The sequence below is a fragment of the Pseudomonas sp. Soil_N_39 genome (assembly GCF_057655955.1).
This window is the reverse complement of record NZ_JBDGLI010000002.1, coordinates 396,245-413,550: the sequence shown is the minus strand read 5'-3', so window position 1 is coordinate 413,550 and position 17,306 is coordinate 396,245. Positions and strand designations below refer to the sequence as shown.

The following is a 17,306-nucleotide window of genomic DNA, read 5'->3' as shown; positions in this document are numbered from 1 at the left end:
CGGACGCTCAGTGGGTGGCGGCGATCCGGCATTCGGTTCCATCGGCGGCCGTGGCCTTTTCTGACCGGTTCGAGAGGGCTTCCCGACCAAGCGTTCGCTCGGTGCAATTTCATGCAGTGGGGCTCGGGACGGCTGTGCATGCCCTTGCACAAATAGAGCAAAAGCACTAGATAAAAAGACTTATTTATCAAATAGATAACTAACAAATTTGGCTTGGCACAGGTCCTGCTGACAGGGGAAACGTCGACATTTGCATCGACGCTACGGAACCTACTCAGAGGGATTTATTGATGACCAGCCTGAATCTCATGGCCCCCCCGCAAACCTCCCCGGCACCCACGGGTGCGCCAGGCATCTGCTTCGGCGAGGAACGCAAACTGCGTCTGTTTGTGCAAAAACGCGTACTCAACCAAGACGATGCCGACGACATCATCCAGCTCACGTACCTGGAAGCCTGGCGTAACCAGCAGAAGTTCAAAGGGCTGGCAAAGCAGGACACTTGGTTGTGCGGTATCGCCCTGAACCTGATCCGCAACCATTTCCGCCGCTTCTACGCACAGCCGCCGCTGAGCACTTTCGATGAAAGCGAGTTCAACGAGTCCAGTGACGACATTGACTTGAGTGAACTGTGCGATAACCGTCGATTGCTGGACCGCACGCTGATCGCCATGGACGCACTGCCCAAGGACATGCGCGATACCCTGTGGACCGCCGTGGACACTGAAAGCAGTTATCGCGATGCTGCCGAACGGCTGGGCGTACCCATTGGCACCGTGCGCTCAAGGTTGTTTCGCGCGCGTGAACAACTCAAGCGAAGCGTCTACGGAGAAGCCCGACCATGACCCAGAATCGTTTGAACAGCCGGCCCGACCTGCCACGCGGCGTGCGTCGCTACACCCCCGACGACTTGCCGGTGATGACAGATATCTTCAACGAAAGCGCTCTGGGGGGGACCAGCTCCCCCGTACTCAGAGCGTTTTCCCTGAAGGAAATGACGTTCTTCGTCGACTGTTTCGTCAAGGAGGGCGATCCGATCTACGTGCTTGAACGCGCTGGCGAAGTCGTCGCCTGGTTGATCGTCAACCGCTTCTGCTGGGGCGCCCAGGCCTGTCGATTGACCGGCGAAGTGTCGATCTACGTGCGCAACGACCACATCGGCAGCGGCGTCGGCATTCGCCTTGGCCAAGCCGCGGTGGTGTTGGCCAAACGGTATGGTTTCGAGACGCTGGTGGCCTGGATCATCGAGCATAACGAGGCCAGCAAACGCGGCGTACAAGGACTTGGCGCAACGCAATGGGGACGCTTTCCAGGGATTGCCCGGTTCGCGGACACGCGTGCGGATGTCGTGCTCTATGGACTGCACCTGACGCCAAGCGACACGGCACCCACCCCCCTTTCAGCGCCGGCGCAAACCGAGGAGACCAGCCTGGCGTGAGTCCACGGCTCGTCCGGCTTGACGTCGGACGAGCCGTTTTTTTTATCAGGCAGAGGCCTGTGCCATTTTCTGCACAGTCACAAACAACGCTACTCCCCCAGGGTTTATTCGATCCATTGTGGCGAGGGGATTTATCCCCGCTGGGCTGCGCAGCAGCCCCGAAAAGGTTGACTGCGACCAGCCAGGCACGCCACGGCGGCAGGCTTCAGGGCCGCTTCGCAGCCCAACGGGGATAAATCCCCTCGCCACACATTCATACGCCCTCCCAAGTAAACCGCATGCACCGTCACCTGGGCTTCTCCCGGCAGCAACCGCCTCAGTCCACCGACCAGCACACCGGCAACGCCTCCGGCCCCCGGAAGTTGGGGACGTAACGCCAGCGTACGGCGCTGGGATCGACCGTCAATCGCAGCCCAGGGCAACACCGAAGAAGCGTATTCAATGCAATTTCCAACTCCTGCCGGGCCAGGGAGGCGCCCAGGCAGTAGTGAGTGCCCTTGCCGAAAGACATGTGCGGGCAGGCCGGGCGAGTGATGTCGAGCGTGTCAGGATTGGCACACAGCGCTTCGTCACGATTGGCCGAACCCACCACCGCAATCAGCAGTTGCCCGCGCAGCAAACGCTGCCCGGCCAGCTCGGTGTCCCGGGTGACGAAGCGGACCATGGCCCGCTCCACCGACGAGTCATAGCGCAGAAGCTCTTCGACCGCGCCGGGCATCAATGCCGGGTCGTCACGCAACCGCGCCAGCGCCCTCGGGTGCTGCACGAGCATGTGCACGGAATTGCCGATCATCGACGCCGACGTTTCGTGCCCGGCGATGATCAACAAGGCGATCATGCTGCACAGCTCACTTTGGCTGAGCATGCTGCCCTCTTCCTCGACCTGCACCAATGCCGAAACCAGGTCGTCGCCCGGCTGCGCCCGACGCTGGTCTATCAATGCAAGCATGTAGCCGGCGAATTCGTTGTAGCAACGCTGCAACTCGCTCAGGTCGTGCCCCACCTGCTGGACGATCATGTGGGACCAGCGGCGGAAATCGTCACGGTCTTGCGCAGGGACGCCAAGCAATTCGGCGATGACGGTGATCGATAACGGGAATGCATATTGGCTCACCACGTCCATTCGCCCGCTCGACCGCACGGGCTCCAGCAACGTCTCGGCGATCTGCTCGATACGCGGCCGCAGAGCGTTCACCGCCTTCAACGTGAAGGCCTTGTTGACCAGGCGACGCAAGCGGCGATGACTGTCGCCATCACGGTTGAGCATGTGTTCGTTAAGGAACGCGATCGATTGCTCGCCACCGAGCATCGCGGCGAACTGCGCATCGATCCGCGACGGGTCACGGGCGAAGCGCTCGTTGTCCAGCAGCACCTCCTCGACTTCCCGGGCACCGGTGACGTACCACATCGGCAACTGTCCTTCGGCCTGGCTGAGGAACACCGGAGACGTCTGGCGCAGCGCCGCATAATGCCGATAGGCCTCGCCGCGAAACGCGTCGCTATTGAAATCAAGGGTACGCTCGTAAGCCATGAACACTCTCCAGGGGCATGAATCGTTGCTCCTTGAGTGGCAAGGCTGGCCAAAAAGATCCCTGTGGGATCTGGACCCGTCGGTGAACCGTTTGCACAGCTGGCGTCACTCAAGGAAAAACACCAACCCTTGCGTGGAGCTGACATGACGCGTGCACTTGCTATCCATGGCCAATGCGACACCCGCTTCGAACCGGTCAAAGAGGCGTTTATCCGACTGATGCAGAGCCCTTTCGAACGCGGTGCCGCCCTTTGCATCCAGATTGACGGCGAAACCGTTATCGACCTGTGGGCCGGCATTGCCGGGCCGGAACCGGACAGCCATTGGCAGCGCGACACGCTGCTCAATCTGTTTTCCTGCACCAAGCCCTTCACAGCGGTGGCGATCATGCAACTGGTCGGCGAAGGACGCCTGGACCTGGACGCGCCGGTCTGCCACTACTGGCCGGCCTTCGCCAACGCCGGTAAAGCGTCGATCACAGTGCGCCAGGTGCTTTGCCATCGCGCCGGGCTGCCGGCGTTGCGCACGCCCCTGGCACCGGAAACCCTCTACGACTGGAACACCATGACGGACCTGATCGCCGAGGAGCATCCCTGGGCCGCGGCAGGGGAACAGCAGACGTATTCGCCCTTACTGTTCGGCTGGATCCTCGGCGAGCTGCTACGCCGGGTGGATGGTCTGACGCCGGCGCAAAGCATTCATCGGCGCGTGGCGGTGCCGCTCGGGCTGGATTTCCACATCGGCCTGGACGATGCGACCATCGCTCGCTGCGCTTACATGGCGCGCACCAAGGACGAGATCGACGATGAAGCCTTTGGCCGGGTGCTGAACGATGTGCTCAACGCGCCGACCGCCATGAGTGCCCTGGCCTTCGCCAATCCGCCGATGGTACTGGGGCGCAGTAACGAAACCGGCTGGAAACGCATGACCCAACCCGCAGCCAACGGACACGGCAATGCCCGCAGCCTGGCAGCGTTCTACACCGGCCTGCTCGACGGGCGATTACTGGAGTCGCCGTTGCTCAACGAAATGTTGTGCGAGCACAGCGCCGAATACGATCCGACCATCCAGACCCCAACGCGTTTTGGCCTGGGCATCATGCTCAACCAGCCAGACGTGGCGAACGGCAGTTACGGCATGGGCAGCGAGGCGTTCGGCCACATGGGCGCCGGAGGCACTATCGGGTTTGCCGACCCTGAACGCGGGGTGGCGTTCGGCTTCGCCTGCAACACCATTGGCTCCTACGTCTTGATGGACCCGCGCGCACGCGGCTTGGCCAATGTCGCGATGGGCTGCCTGTAGACCCCGGATGGAAGAATTAGTAGCCGGCTGGCGCGGATCGATCGTTCCCACGCTCCCGCGTGGGAATGTCGCCAGGGACGCTCCGCGTTCCGCTTCTGGAAGGTGACGATCGGCTCAAACTCCTGGTGGCGCGGCCACCTCCGCCACCTGCGGCTCGGCCGCGCCGGTATCGGGTACGCCAACCATGGGCTCTTCACTACCGGCCACGCGGGGCAGCGCCGCCTTGGCGATCATGTCCGGTTGGGCCAGTAACCTGCGTGAGGCTTCCAAGGGCATCAGCAAGCGCCCCCGGGCCCGGCCACGCGCGGCGGGGTTGAGCATGCGCAACTCTCGCTCATGAACACCGGACAACAGCGCCAGGTGCGCCAGGTCCACGGGCTGCGCCAAGGCGACCATCTGGAAATATGGCTGGTCGACGATGGGCGCCAGGCTCACGCCATAGTCCGCGGGCGCATTCACCAGTTGCGACAGCGCCAGCAGCCGCGGCACATAGTTCTGGGTCTCACCGGGCAACGACAGGTTCCAATAATTGGTCGCCAGGCCGCGGGCGCGATTGCGCGTGATTGCGTCGCGTACCCGCCCTTCCCCGGCGTTATAGGCGGCCAGCGCCAGCAGCCAGTCGCCGTCGAAGTAATCGTGCAGATAGGACAAATAATCCAGGGCGGCCCGCGTCGACGATGGAATGTCCCGGCGCTCGTCATAGTCGCCTCGCTGCTGCAACTGGTAACGGCGTCCCGTGGCGGGGATGAATTGCCACAGGCCCATGGCCTGGGCGGGCGATTGGGCGTTCGGATTGAACCCGCTCTCGATGGCCGGCAACAGTGCCAGTTCCAGCGGCATGTTGCGCTTGTTCAGTTCCCCCACGATGAAGTGCAAGTAACGGCTGCCGGCACGCCCGGTCTGGGTGAGAAACGCCGGACGCGCCATCAGCCAGCGGCGCTGCTCATCGACGCGCGCCACACCCTGGGTCTTGGCCTGCAAGGAAAATCCCTGGCGCATGCGCGCCCACAGGCTACCGCCGCTTTGCGGGGCCAACTCACTGATCTGGATGATGGTGTCCGTAGGCGCCGGCTCCAGCCAGCGCAGTTGCGAACGATAAGGCTCGTTGGCGGAAGGATCGCCAATGGTCAACTGCGGTTCGAGGTGCTGGCAGCCATACAGCAAGGTCCCCATGGCCAGCATGGACAACCCTTTGGGGACGAAGCGAAGAGCCGGCGAAGGTGCAAGTGATCGGGACATGGGCGGTCGACCTTGAATGAGGTGGCGCCATTGGGTGGCAGATCACAGGACACTGGTTCCACGCAGATCATCCTGCGCGCTGGCATTGGGCGGCAACGGCGCTCGGTTGGAACCGAAATGCCGCGGGTGTCACTCACCATGGGCAGCAGGCGCTCGTCGGCGCCTGGATGACAATGCGAGGTCACTCATGGCGTCACCCACCTATTGCAAGCTGATCGATCAGCTCTGCGCACTCACGATGATTCCCACCCCGTCAGCGTTCTACGAACAGGCGAACCTGTCGGTCAAGGATGTGGACTTTTCCCTGAAGCACACCCCTGGCGTGGGCGAGGGAGATGTCTTCATCTACTGCAGCTTCGGGCCGTTGCCCGTGGCGAATCGCGAAGCGGTCCTGCAACGGCTGCTGGAAACCAACCTGTACCTGCTGAGCGGGGCGTTCTGCCCGTCCCTGTCTTACAACCGCGACAGCGAACAGGTGATCCTGATCGGCCACGTCCCCCTGGAAACCCTCACGGCCGAACGCCTGCTCGGGCTGATGGGTGGGGCTGCCGACATGGCGCTGATTTGGCGCGATGGCTACTTCTTCGACGGCCCCGACACGGGTCGCGACGCCAAGCCTGCCCAGGCGCCAAACCCCATCAAGCGTAATTCAGGACTCAACAGCGCCTTGTCGCTCTAGGAGAAAACCATGGCAGATTTATCCGTAAGCCAGAACCAAGGCCTCGCGGCATTGCGCCAACAGCAGGACGATGAAATCAGACCGGTGGGAGGCAACCTTGCCGAGCAGGTTCGTCCCTCCACGACCCCTTTGGTGCCCTACCATTTCACCGGCAGTTCCACCGATTCGACGCAGCAGGCCTTCGCCAGCAAAAAGACCCGCCTGGAGGGGATGATCGGCAGGCTGGACAAAAAGGACCCTGAAGCAGATCCCATCGGCTTTGCCCGGGCACATATGACCCTGGAAGGCAAGGCACTGAGCTACGCGCCTGGAACGAGTTATCAGGACATGCACCAGCATCTGGCCGAGCTGGGCGGCAAGACGCACCCGATGCTGTCGGGCCGCAAGGAAACCGAAGACTTCACCACCGCCCTCGACAAATACCTGAACAGCAGCGAAGAAGCACGGGACGCCAGCGGCGGTTTCAAAGCCGTCTGGGATGCCCATTGCGAGCGCGTGGGCAACACCCTCGGGGCCTATCATTCGTTATGCCAGGAAGTCATCGACAACTCCCAGGGGCATGAGGACCTTGCGCACCTGGAGCGCAGCCATGCCGCCTTCCGGGGCTACGCCAAGGGTGTGGTGAAGGCCATGACCGAGGAAATGCCCACACGCCTGAGCACGTTCCTGGACAGCCGTATCGCCCACGCGCAAGAGGCCGCCAGCAACGAGGCCCTGCCCAAGGCCGAGCAGGACAGCGCGCGGGATCAATTGATCCAACTGCAGGAAGTGCGCACGGAGCTCGGTGAGTTGCTGAAAAAGGATGAGGCCAAGCCAGCCACCCCGAGCAAGCTCGATAAGGCGACGAAGGCAAACGATGGGCTGGACACCGCCTTGAAGAACATCGCGCGCCAGGACCATGTCGCCGAACTCAAGACCCAGACCGGCTTCGTCACTGGCCTGGCGGTCTTCGTCGACGCGGGAATTCCCCAGGGCGTTGCGTCCGCCGGCCACTTCGGCGCAAGCACCGCGGCGATCGATGAAGCGATGGCGGATACGGCCTATGGCAAACATGTCGCCGCGACCTCAGCCGTCCTTGGTACGGCGCACAAGGTGATCAGCGACGGCATTCGCCCGTTTGTCCAGGTGGTGGTCGACAAGACCATCGGCAAGGGCCTGGCCAAAGTCGACCCGTTGGCGGTGTACCCCAAGCCCTTGCAGGAGATCACCGTGAACGGGCGTCGGGTCGCCAACCCGCAATTCGCGACACTCGACGCTTCCCAGGCGCAAAAGCGCGACGAGTTCAAACTGAAACAGAACGCCAACAACTTTGGCACCATGAGCGGTGACTTCACCGGCTACCTTGCCTTCGGGGCCGCTCACGCGGTGCGCGACACGTTGGATCAGTTCAGCTCGGTAAACGCCTCGGGTATCGCCGCCCGCAGCCTCGCTTCGGCGGTGGGCGGCACCTTCATGGCGGGCGGCCAGGCCGTGGCGAAATATGCGCAGACCCATGGTGACGAGCAGATTCCCACCTATCGGGTCACAAAAGAAAACCGGAACTGGGGCGAACTGTTGCCCAAGGCCTTTTCCGAGGCGAAGGACAAACTCAACCCTATCAGCATGACCAACCTCAGCGACCTCTCCAACCGGTTCGTCAGCGTCGGCGAAGGGATCGCCCTGCGAACCGCAGTGGGCGGCGCGTCCGAGGCGGGCGACGACGCCCCGGTGCAGAAAAAACTCGAGCAGGTGGTCGCGACGTTCTACAACTCCGGCCTGACCCTGTTCCCGTTCTTTGCCAACAGCGTGGCAGCCCCGTTGGAAAACAAGGCGATGAATGAAGACAAGGAGGACAACCTCGCCCAGCGTGCAAACGTGCCATTGCAGAACGTCCTGCATCCCAACCGCGACACCCTCCCTCATACCCAGCCGGAAGGCTTGCGGCGCAATCTGGAGAACACCTACCACGTGGCTCGCGGCTTTACCCAGATCGTTCCCCAAACCGCTATCGCGGGTCTCAACCTGGGCGCCAACAAGGTCCAAAACCTCACCACGCGATCCAAGAACGCGCTCCCGGACAACAATCTGGAGCTGGCGGAACGCGGCGAAGCACGGCCCCAGGGCGGGCCGTCCAACGAACCAACACCCACCACCCGGCCAAGCTGATGAACTCGCCGAGCCATCCTTCGCTGGCTTGACGATCACCGGTTGAAACCGCCCTTCTAGCTACGCCGGTCGCAGGAGCCTCCTGTGGCCGGCCCTCGCGACACACGCCGACTCACATCCCTTTGCGCTTCGACGACGGCCGACGTGATTGCCGCGCCGATCGACGATAGCCTCCCGACTCGCGGCGCCGGCCTCCAAAACCCGGTCGCTGCCCGAGACTTTCCACCGCCTATACTCCCGCCCGCGAGGCGACTTGGAGAAAATCCCTCCGACGGACGATGCGCCGGGAAGCAGCCGTATGCTAAACAGGGAATCAACAGCGAGGCCATGGAACCGCTGTCACCAGAATAAGGACTCACCATGAAACGCACCCTCATCGCCTTCCTGTCATTGATCGTCACCGCGATCATCGTCGCGGGCGGCTACCTCTACAGCAAGCAGCCCACCCGCCAGGGCACGATGCAGTTGCAAGGGCTGCAGGGCTCGGTGACAGTGCGCTACGACGAACGCGGTGTGCCGCATATCCGCGCCGAAAACGAAACCGACCTGTACCGCGCCCTCGGTTATGTCCATGCCCAGGACCGGCTGTTTCAAATGGAGCTCATGCGCCGTCTGGCCCGGGGCGAGTTGGCCGAGGTACTGGGGCCAAAGCTGCTGGACACCGACAAGCTGATGCGCAGCCTGCGCATCCGCGAGCGCGCCGCGGCCTATGTGACCGAGCAAGATCCGCAATCCCCGGCCTGGATCGCCATGCAAGCGTACCTGGACGGGATCAATGCCTACCAGGACAGCCACACCCGGCCCGTGGAGTTCGATGTGCTGGGCATTCCCAAGCGTCCCTTCACTGCTGAAGACACCGTGAGCATCACCGGCTACATGGCCTACAGCTTTGCCGCCGCCTTTCGCACCGAACCCCTGTTGACCTACGTGCGCGATCAACTGGGTGCCGAGTACCTGAACATCTTTGACCTCGACTGGCAGCCCCAGGGCGTGCTGGACGAAGGTCGCAAGACTGGCTTGCCATTGGCCGCCGCCGACTGGAAAGACCTCAACGCCCTGGCCCGCCTGAGCGAGCAAGCCCTGGCCGAAAACGGTCTGCCGCAATTCGAGGGCAGCAACGCCTGGGCGGTTGCCGGCAGCCGTACCCGCAGCGGCAAGCCGTTGCTGGCGGGCGATCCGCACATCCGCTTTTCCGCGCCGTCGGTGTGGTACGAGGCGCATCTGTCGGCTCCGGGTTTCGAACTCTACGGGCAGTACCAGGCGCTGCTGCCCTTTGCGACGCTGGGCATGAACAAGGATTTCGGCTGGAGCGTCACCATGTTCCAGAACGACGACCTGGACCTGATCGCCGAGAAGGTCAACCCGGACAATCCCGAGCAGGTCTGGTACCGCGACAAATGGGTCGACATGGCTCGCAGCGAGCAGCAGATCGCGGTCAAGGGCCAGGCACCGGTGACGCTGGTGCTGCGCCAGTCGCCCCACGGTCCGATCGTCAACGATGCCCTCGGTGCGAACGCCGGCAAGACCCCGGTCGCCATGTGGTGGGGGTTCCTGGAAAGTCGCAACCCGATCCTCGACGCCTTTTACCAGCTCAACCGCGCCGATACCCTGGCCAAGGCGCGTGGCGCCTCGGCCAATATCCACGCCCCCGGATTGAACGTGGTGTGGGCCAACGCCAAGGGCGATATCGGCTGGTGGGCCGCGGCGCAATTGCCCAAACGTCCAGTCGGCGTGAAGCCCGGGTTCATCCTCGATGGCAGTAGCCCGGAGGCGGAAAAGGAAGGCTTCTATCCGTTCAGTAGCAATCCCCAGGAAGAGAATCCGGCGCGGGGCTACATCATTTCGGCCAATTTCCAGCCGGTGCCGGCCAGCGGCATCGAGATTCCCGGTTACTACAACCTCGCCGACCGTGGCCAGCAACTCAACCGTCAGCTCAGCGACAAGCAGGCGAAGTGGGACCTGGAAGCTACCCAGAAACTGCAACTGGGCACCACCACCGCCTACGGCCCTCGCCTGCTCGCGCCTTTACTGCCGGTGCTGCGTGAAGTGGTCAGCGACCCACAGCAACGCAAATGGGTGGAGCAACTGGCCCAATGGCCGGGCGATTATCCCCTGGACTCCATCAGCGCCACGCTGTTCAACCAGTTCCTGTTCAACCTGGCCGACGCCGCCCTGCACGATGAACTGGGCGATGGGTTCTTCGAGACCGCTCTGTCGACCCGGGTGATCGACGCAGCCCTGCCACGCCTCGCGGCCTCCGAGGATTCACCATGGTGGGATGACCGCACGACCCTCGGCACGGAAACCCGTGCCGATACCGTGAAAAAGGCCTGGGACAAGAGCCTCGCCCACCTGAAGGCCACCCTCGGCGAAGACGCCACGCAATGGCGATGGGGCAAGGCCCACACCTTGACCCACGGCCACCCGCTGGGGCTGCAGAAACCACTGGACCGGATCTTCAACGTCGGCCCGTTCGCCGCGCCGGGCACCCATGAAGTGCCCAACAACCTCTCCGCCAAAATCGGCCCGGCGCCGTGGCCGGTGACCTATGGGCCTTCGACCCGGCGCATCATCGACTTCGCCGACCCGAGCCACAGCGTCACCATCAACCCCGTCGGCCAGAGCGGCGTACCGTTCGACAAGCATTACGAGGATCAGGCCGAGGCGTACATCGAGGGGCTGTATCACCAGGCGCACCTGGCCGAGGAGGAAGTGACGGCCAATACCCATGGCACCTTGAAGCTGTTGCCGGCTAGGGCGCCCTGAATCGGACGCGCAGGTCTTTTTCCATCGTTAACCGGGCTTGATCGTCATGGATGGTCAAGACTACAGGGGCTCATTCCCCCCGCCTCTTCCACAGGAGTCAATGCTATGTTCAATAACTGGTCCGAGCTGCTGCCCACCATCAAGAGCGCCTTTGGCGCCCTGGGCAAAAGCAATCCGAAGATGGTCAAGGCCTACATGGCCCTGGACGAAGCCGCGGCTGAGAACAATGTGCTCGATGCCAAGACCCGCGAACTGATCTCCATCGCCGTCGCCATCACCACCCGCTGTGACGGCTGCATCGGCGTACACACCGACGCCGCCATCAAGGCCGGCGCCACCCGCGAAGAAATCGCCGCCACCCTGGCCACCGCCGTGTCACTGAATGCCGGCGCGGCGTACATCTACTCCCTGCGAGCCTTGGAGGCCCATGACGCGTTGAAGAAGTGAGCGGCGAATAACCCGCCCACCGCTATCGCGAGCAAGCTCGCTCCCACAATGGGATCTGCGTTCGACCGCGGATTTGCAGGCGCCCCAAAAAACCTGTGGGAGCGAGCTTGCTCGCGATGGCGGACTGACCTTCAACCTCTTCGTCGACTGACACACCGCTATCGCGAGCAAGCTCGCTCCCACAATGGGATCTGCGTTCGACCGCGGATTTGCAGCCGCCCCAAAAAACCTGTGGGAGCGGGCTTGCTCGCGAAAGCGGTGTATCAGCCAACATGAATGTTGAATGTACTTCCGTCTTCGCGAGCAAGCCCGCTCCCACATTTGGCGCCAGTGTCGGGTTAGACCGGTGCGGTCTCGGCCCGGCGGACTTGCGGTTGTTTCCAGGAGTCGGCGGCGCTTTCTTCGATGGCTTGCTGGATCGCGCGCTTGCGATTTTCTTCGGCGCGGCGGCTGAAATACCAGACCAGGAAGGTCACCAGCGACACCGCCAGCAGGATCAGGCTCGCCACGGCGTTGATTTCCGGTTTGACCCCCAGGCGCACGGCCGAGAACACTTCCATCGGCAAGGTCGTCGAGCCAGGGCCGGAAACGAAGCTCGCCAGCACCAGGTCATCCAGGGACAAGGCGAACGACATCATGCCCCCCGCCGCCAGCGACGGCGCGATCATCGGGATGGTGATCAGGAAGAACACCTTCCACGGCCGCGCACCGAGGTCCATGGCCGCCTCTTCGATGGACAGGTCCAACTCACGCAAGCGTGCCGAGACCACCACCGCCACATAGGCCGCGCAGAACGTAGTGTGGGCGATCCAGATCGTGACGATGCCACGCTCCTGGGGCCAGCCGATCATCTGCGCCATGGCCACGAACAGCAGCAACAGCGACAGACCGGTGATCACTTCCGGCATCACCAGCGGCGCGGTGACCAAGCCACCGAACAGCGTGCGGCCCTTGAAGTGGGTGATGCGGGTCAACACGAAAGCCGCCAGCGTACCCAGGGCCACCGCGGCAATCGCCGTGTAGCAGGCGATTTCCAGCGAGCGCATCACCGAGCCCATCAACTGGCTGTTGTCCAGCAGGCCGACGTACCACTTGATCGACCAACCGCCCCACACCGTCACCAGCTTCGAGGCGTTGAACGAGTAGATCACCAGGATCAGCATCGGCGCGTAGATAAACAGCAAACCCAGCACCAGCATCAGGCTTGAAAAACTGAAGCGCTTCATTCCTTGCCCTCCATTTCTTTGGCCTGACTGCGGTTGAACAGGATGATGGGCACGATCAGGATCGCCAGCATCACCACCGCCAGGGCGGAAGCCACCGGCCAGTCTCGGTTATTGAAGAATTCCTGCCACAGCACTTTGCCGATCATCAGGGTTTCCGGGCCACCCAGCAGTTCCGGGATCACGAACTCGCCCACCACGGGGATGAACACGAGCATGCAGCCGGCGATGATGCCGTTCTTGGACAGCGGCACGGTGATTTTCCAGAAGCTGTTGAAGGTGCTCGAACCCAGGTCCGACGCGGCTTCCAACAGGCTGGCGTCATGTTTTACCAAGTTGGCGTACAACGGCAGGATCATGAACGGCAGATAGGAGTAGACGACCCCGATATACACCGCCAGGTTGGTGTTGAGGATCTGCAGCGGTTCGCTGATCCAGCCCATGCTCAACAAAAAGCCGTTGAGCAAGCCGTTGTTGCTGAGGATGCCCATCCACGCATAGACGCGGATCAGGATCGCGGTCCAGGTGGGCATCATGATCAGCAGTACCAGCACCGTCTGCATCTCTTTGCGGGCGTTGGCGATGCCATAGGCCATCGGGTAGCCGATCAACAGGCACAAGGCCGTGCTGATCAGGGCCATCTTCAGCGAGCCAAGGTAGGCAGCGATGTACAACTCGTCCTCGCTCAGCATCGCGTAGTTGGCGAGGTTGAGCAGCACCTGCAGCTTCTGGTCGACGTAGCTGTAGATCTCGGTGTACGGCGGGATGGCCACGTCGGCTTCGGCGAAGCTGATCTTCAAGACGATGAAGAACGGCAGCATGAAGAACAGGAACAGCCAGATGAAAGGCACCCCGATGACCAGTTGGCGGCCACCGGGCGTTATTCGATCAAGTCGGCGTTTGAATTTGCGCATGTTCATGAGCGAAGTACCACGCCGCTGTCGTCTTCCCACCAGACGAATACCTGGTCGCCCCAGGTCGGACGCTGGCCACGGCGTTCGGCGTTGGCGACGAAGGATTGCACCAACTTGCCGCTCGGCAGCTCGACGTAGAACACCGAGTGGCCGCCCAGGTAGGCGATGTCATGGACCTTGCCGCTGGACCAGTTGTGCTCGCAGGTCGGCTGCTCGGACGTAACCAACAGTTTTTCCGGGCGAATGGCGTAGGTCACGGACTTGTCCTGCACCGAGGTGCTGATGCCGTGGCCAACGTAGATGTTGCGGTCCAGGTCCTTGCACGTCAGCACCGCGTGGCCTTCGGCGTCATCCACCACTTCGGTCTCGAAGATGTTGACGTTGCCGATGAACTCGCAGACCAGCCGGCTGGTCGGGGTTTCGTAGATGTCGATTGGGCTGCCGATCTGGGCGATCCAGCCCAGGTGCATGATCGCGATGCGTTCGGCCATGGTCATGGCCTCTTCCTGGTCGTGAGTCACCATGACGCAGGTCACGCCGACCCGCTCGATGATCTCCACCAACTCCAGCTGCATCTGCGAGCGCAGCTTCTTGTCCAGCGCGCCCATCGGCTCGTCGAGCAGCAACAGCTTCGGCCGCTTGGCCAGGGAACGGGCCAGGGCCACACGCTGGCGCTGGCCGCCGGAGAGCTGGTGCGGCTTGCGCTTGGCGTACTGGCTCATCTGCACCAGTTTGAGCATCTCCGCCACGCGGGCATCGATCTCGGCCTTCGGGATCTTGTCCTGTTGCAGGCCGAAGGCGATGTTCTGCGCCACGGTCATGTGCGGGAACAAGGCGTAGGACTGGAACATCATGTTGATCGGCCGCTCATAGGGCGGCATGTCGGTGATGTCCACACCGTCGAGGAAAATCCGTCCCTCGGTGGGCCGCTCGAAACCGGCCAGCATGCGCAGCAAGGTGGATTTGCCCGATCCCGAACCGCCGAGCAAGGCGAAGATCTCGCCTTTCTTGATTTCCAGGGACACATCGTCCACGGCAATCGTCTCGTCGAACTTCTTCGTGACCCGGTCGATTTTGACCAGCACCTGTTTGGGTGTCTGGTCGCCCTCGAGGGCTTTCTTATAGGCGCCGGAGGCAACTGCCATTTACGAAACTCCCACAAAATTTGCAGTTCGCCCCACGCGGACGAACAAGGGTGTTGAGGTTATTTACCCGACTTGACCTTGGTCCAGCTGCGGGTCATGAGTCGTTGGATCTTGGGCGGCAACTCGGAGTTGACATAGAGCTTGTCGACGACCGCTTGCGGTGGATAAACCGCTTCATCGGTGCGTACTTTCTGGTCCATCAGTTCGCCAGCCTTCGGGTTCGGGTTGGCATAACCGACAACGTCGCTGACTTGGGCGATGACCTCAGGCTTGAGCACATAGTTGATGAAGGCATGCGCTTGCTTGACGTTAGTGGCGTCACGCGGGATCGCCAGCATGTCGAACCAGAGGTTGCCGCCTTCCTTGGGAATCACGTAGGCGATATCGACGCCCTTGCCGGCTTCACTGGCACGTTCGCGGGCCTGGAAGATGTCGCCGGAGAAACCGGCCGCCACGCAGATCTCGCCATTGGCCAGATCGGAGATGTACTTGGAGGAGTTGAAGTAGGTCACGTAAGGCCGGATCTTGAGCAACTGCGCCTCGGCCTTCTTGTAGTCTTCAGGGTCTTCGCTGTTGGGGTTCAGGCCCAGGTAGTTGAGCATCGCCGGGATCATTTCGTCGCCCGAGTCGAGGAACGAAACGCCGCAGCTGGACAACTTCTTGATGTTTTCCGGCTCGAACAACATGGCCCACGAATCGATCTTGTCGACGCCCAGGACCGCCTTGATCTTCTCGACGTTATAGCCGATGCCGTTAGTGCCCCACAGGTAAGGCACGGCGTACTGGTTGCCCGGGTCGTTCTTTTCCAGGCGCTTGAGCAGCACAGGGTCGAGGTTGGCGTAGTTGGGCAACTGCGCCTTGTCGAGCTTCTGGAACGCCCCGGCCTTGATCTGCTTGCCCAGGAAGTGGTTGGACGGCACGACCACGTCGTAACCGGTGCGCCCGGCCAGCAACTTGCCTTCCAGGGTTTCGTTGGAGTCGAACACGTCATACACCGGCTTGATGCCCGTGGCTTTTTCGAAATCCGCCAGGGTGGTCTCGCCAATGTAGTCCGACCAATTATAAATATGCACGGTGGAGGCGGCCTGGACGCTGACAGCGAGCGTCAGGCCGGCACCGACCAGCAAGGCGTTGCGTAACAAAGAAAAGACTGGCACGTGGAGGTCCTCTTAAATAGTTGGGCCCAAGTTGCCCCCGTTACTTGGCCACGATGGGCCCTGCAACAAAACCGGCGCGCAACTTACCCTCGATAAACCGATCCCGCAAAACTTTTAGTTATTGAATGCTCCTGTTGCCGCCGCCGCGATGCCAGCAACAACAGGAGGATGCTTCAGGCCGGCTTATTTACCGGATTTGATCTTGGTCCAGCTGCGGGTCAGGATCCGCTGGGTTGCCGACGGCAGGTCAGCGATGGCGTACAGCTTGGCCTTCACTTCATCCGATGGATAAATGCTCGGGTCGCCGGAGATTTCCTTGTCCACCAAAGCGGTGGCGGCCTTGTTACCGTTAGGGAAACGCACGTTGTCGGTGATCTCCGCCATGATTTCCGGCTGCATGATGAAGTTCATCCACTTATAAGCGGCCTCGACGTTTTCGGCATCCTTGGGAATGGCGACCATGTCGTAGAACGAACCGGCACCTTCCTTGGGAATGGTGTAGGCCACTTTCACTTTGCCGCCAGCCTCGGCAGCTCGGCTCTTGGATTGCTCGATATCACCCGAATAGCCCACGGCGACGCAGATGTTGCCGTTGGCCAGGTCGGAAATGTATTTGGACGAGTGGAAGTAACCGATCGATGGACGCAACTTGAGGAACAGTGCTTCGGCCTCGGCCAATTGCTTCTTGTCCTGGCTGTCGGTCGGGTAGCCAAGGTAATGCAGGGCCACCGGAATCATTTCGGTTGGCGAATCGAGGAAACTTACGCCGCAGCTCTTGAGCTTGGCGATGTTCTCGGGCTTGAGCAGGGTGTCCCAGGAGTCGATCTTGTCGACGCCCAATGCGGCCTTGACCTTCTCGGGGTTGTAACCGATGCCGATGGTGCCCCACATATAAGGGAAGGCGTGTTTGTTGCCCTGGTCGCTGGCATCGCCGACAGCCTTGAGCAGGTCGGTGTCCAGGTTCTTCCAGTTCGGCAGCTTGGACTTGTCCAGTTCCTGGTAGACACCGGCCTTGATCTGCTTGGCCAGGAAATTGTTCGACGGCACCACGATGTCATAACCGGACTTGCCGGCCAGCAACTTGGCTTCCAGGGTTTCGTTGCTGTCGAACACGTCGTAGACGACTTTGATCCCCGTTGCTTTCTCGAACTTGGCGACGGTGTCCGGCGCAATGTAGTCGGACCAGTTATAGACATGCAGCACTTTGTCGTCCGCCTGGACGGCGCCCGCCATCACGCCCATCAGGGACATGGCGAGGAGGGTCTTGCCAGCTATCTTCATACCTAATGCCTTCATGGATTGATGCTCCAGTTATTCTTTTTA

The 17,306-nt window shown here is 61.7% G+C and carries 14 protein-coding genes; 7 read left to right on the top strand and 7 right to left on the bottom strand.

Going from position 1 to position 17,306, the window contains the following annotated elements; translation table 11 throughout:
• Nucleotides 1–290 precede the first annotated feature (290 nt).
• Both AC3A5O_RS04170 and AC3A5O_RS04165 read left to right on the top strand, forming a co-directional pair.
• The gene (locus AC3A5O_RS04170; RefSeq protein WP_122567451.1) at nucleotides 291–842 is read left to right on the top strand and encodes an RNA polymerase sigma factor; all 552 of its coding nucleotides are present in this window, start codon (nucleotides 291–293) and stop codon (nucleotides 840–842) included.
• A complete protein-coding gene (locus tag AC3A5O_RS04165; protein ID WP_487752870.1) occupies nucleotides 839–1,435 on the top strand; it encodes an N-acetyltransferase family protein in 597 nt (198 codons plus the stop codon). Before AC3A5O_RS04170 ends, AC3A5O_RS04165 begins: the two co-directional genes overlap by 4 nt.
• 316 nt (nucleotides 1,436–1,751) lie before the next feature.
• Here the strand turns inward: AC3A5O_RS04165 and AC3A5O_RS04160 are convergent, their stop codons facing one another.
• Nucleotides 1,752–2,966 (bottom strand): cytochrome P450 family protein, encoded by a 1,215-nt coding sequence (locus AC3A5O_RS04160; protein ID WP_487752869.1) that lies wholly within the window; start codon nucleotides 2,964–2,966, stop codon nucleotides 1,752–1,754.
• 144 nt (nucleotides 2,967–3,110) lie between these two features.
• Between AC3A5O_RS04160 and AC3A5O_RS04155 the strand changes: the two genes are divergently transcribed.
• The gene (locus tag AC3A5O_RS04155) at nucleotides 3,111–4,268 is read left to right on the top strand and encodes a serine hydrolase domain-containing protein (RefSeq protein ID WP_122567454.1); all 1,158 of its coding nucleotides are present in this window, start codon (nucleotides 3,111–3,113) and stop codon (nucleotides 4,266–4,268) included.
• A 114-nt stretch (nucleotides 4,269–4,382) separates the two neighbouring features.
• On the opposite strand, the gene AC3A5O_RS04150 is transcribed toward AC3A5O_RS04155, so the two are convergent.
• On the bottom strand, nucleotides 4,383–5,507 hold the full coding sequence (locus AC3A5O_RS04150) for a transglycosylase SLT domain-containing protein (RefSeq protein ID WP_487752868.1): 1,125 nt from the start codon (nucleotides 5,505–5,507) through the stop codon (nucleotides 4,383–4,385).
• A 187-nt stretch (nucleotides 5,508–5,694) separates the two neighbouring features.
• Here AC3A5O_RS04150 and AC3A5O_RS04145 point away from each other — a divergent pair, with 187 nt between their 5' ends.
• The 4 genes from AC3A5O_RS04145 to AC3A5O_RS04130 all read left to right on the top strand — a co-directional run bounded on the left by AC3A5O_RS04145 (nucleotide 5,695) and on the right by AC3A5O_RS04130 (nucleotide 11,544).
• Nucleotides 5,695–6,186 carry a CesT family type III secretion system chaperone gene (locus AC3A5O_RS04145; RefSeq protein WP_487752867.1) on the top strand — a complete coding sequence of 164 codons (492 nt, stop codon included), beginning with the start codon at nucleotides 5,695–5,697 and terminating at the stop codon, nucleotides 6,184–6,186.
• A gap of 9 nt (nucleotides 6,187–6,195) precedes the next feature.
• Nucleotides 6,196–8,331 (top strand): type III effector, encoded by a 2,136-nt coding sequence (locus AC3A5O_RS04140; protein WP_487752866.1) that lies wholly within the window; start codon nucleotides 6,196–6,198, stop codon nucleotides 8,329–8,331.
• 360 nt (nucleotides 8,332–8,691) lie between these two features.
• Nucleotides 8,692–11,097: a penicillin acylase family protein gene (locus AC3A5O_RS04135; RefSeq protein ID WP_305491301.1), complete on the top strand. Its 2,406-nt coding sequence runs from the start codon at nucleotides 8,692–8,694 to the stop codon at nucleotides 11,095–11,097.
• 105 nt (nucleotides 11,098–11,202) lie between these two features.
• Entirely contained in the window at nucleotides 11,203–11,544 is a 342-nt protein-coding gene (locus AC3A5O_RS04130) for a carboxymuconolactone decarboxylase family protein (protein WP_014340738.1), read from the top strand.
• Between the two features lie 338 nt (nucleotides 11,545–11,882).
• Here the strand turns inward: AC3A5O_RS04130 and AC3A5O_RS04125 are convergent, their stop codons facing one another.
• From AC3A5O_RS04125 to AC3A5O_RS04105, 5 genes are all read right to left on the bottom strand, one after another.
• Entirely contained in the window at nucleotides 11,883–12,770 is an 888-nt protein-coding gene (locus tag AC3A5O_RS04125; RefSeq protein ID WP_122567460.1) for an ABC transporter permease subunit, read from the bottom strand.
• The gene (locus AC3A5O_RS04120) at nucleotides 12,767–13,687 is read right to left on the bottom strand and encodes an ABC transporter permease subunit (protein WP_122567461.1); all 921 of its coding nucleotides are present in this window, start codon (nucleotides 13,685–13,687) and stop codon (nucleotides 12,767–12,769) included. Before AC3A5O_RS04120 ends, AC3A5O_RS04125 begins: the two co-directional genes overlap by 4 nt.
• Entirely contained in the window at nucleotides 13,684–14,826 is a 1,143-nt protein-coding gene (locus AC3A5O_RS04115) for an ABC transporter ATP-binding protein (RefSeq protein WP_122567462.1), read from the bottom strand. The genes AC3A5O_RS04120 and AC3A5O_RS04115 overlap by 4 nt, the downstream gene beginning before the upstream one ends.
• 59 nt (nucleotides 14,827–14,885) lie before the next feature.
• Nucleotides 14,886–15,983, bottom strand: coding sequence for a polyamine ABC transporter substrate-binding protein (locus AC3A5O_RS04110; protein WP_122567463.1), 1,098 nt, complete (start codon nucleotides 15,981–15,983; stop codon nucleotides 14,886–14,888).
• Nucleotides 15,984–16,166: 183 nt separating this feature from the next.
• Nucleotides 16,167–17,264, bottom strand: a complete 1,098-nt coding sequence (locus tag AC3A5O_RS04105) for a polyamine ABC transporter substrate-binding protein (protein ID WP_122567464.1) — start codon at nucleotides 17,262–17,264, stop codon at nucleotides 16,167–16,169.
• Nucleotides 17,265–17,306 lie beyond the last annotated feature (42 nt).

Excerpts from the sequence above, each read along its gene's own strand:
- AC3A5O_RS04130 (WP_014340738.1), top strand. The coding sequence starts at position 11,203 with ATGTTCAATAACTGGTCCGAGCTGCTGCCCACCATCAAGAGCGCCTTT.
- AC3A5O_RS04135 (WP_305491301.1), top strand. The coding sequence starts at position 8,692 with ATGAAACGCACCCTCATCGCCTTCCTGTCATTGATCGTCACCGCGATC.
- AC3A5O_RS04105 (WP_122567464.1), bottom strand. The coding sequence starts at position 17,264 with ATGAAGATAGCTGGCAAGACCCTCCTCGCCATGTCCCTGATGGGCGTG.
- AC3A5O_RS04155 (WP_122567454.1), top strand. The coding sequence starts at position 3,111 with ATGACGCGTGCACTTGCTATCCATGGCCAATGCGACACCCGCTTCGAA.
- AC3A5O_RS04120 (WP_122567461.1), bottom strand. The coding sequence starts at position 13,687 with ATGAACATGCGCAAATTCAAACGCCGACTTGATCGAATAACGCCCGGT.
- AC3A5O_RS04165 (WP_487752870.1), top strand. The coding sequence starts at position 839 with ATGACCCAGAATCGTTTGAACAGCCGGCCCGACCTGCCACGCGGCGTG.
- AC3A5O_RS04160 (WP_487752869.1), bottom strand. The coding sequence starts at position 2,966 with ATGGCTTACGAGCGTACCCTTGATTTCAATAGCGACGCGTTTCGCGGC.
- AC3A5O_RS04150 (WP_487752868.1), bottom strand. The coding sequence starts at position 5,507 with ATGTCCCGATCACTTGCACCTTCGCCGGCTCTTCGCTTCGTCCCCAAA.
- AC3A5O_RS04145 (WP_487752867.1), top strand. The coding sequence starts at position 5,695 with ATGGCGTCACCCACCTATTGCAAGCTGATCGATCAGCTCTGCGCACTC.
- AC3A5O_RS04170 (WP_122567451.1), top strand. The coding sequence starts at position 291 with ATGACCAGCCTGAATCTCATGGCCCCCCCGCAAACCTCCCCGGCACCC.
- AC3A5O_RS04115 (WP_122567462.1), bottom strand. The coding sequence starts at position 14,826 with ATGGCAGTTGCCTCCGGCGCCTATAAGAAAGCCCTCGAGGGCGACCAG.
- AC3A5O_RS04125 (WP_122567460.1), bottom strand. The coding sequence starts at position 12,770 with ATGAAGCGCTTCAGTTTTTCAAGCCTGATGCTGGTGCTGGGTTTGCTG.
- AC3A5O_RS04140 (WP_487752866.1), top strand. The coding sequence starts at position 6,196 with ATGGCAGATTTATCCGTAAGCCAGAACCAAGGCCTCGCGGCATTGCGC.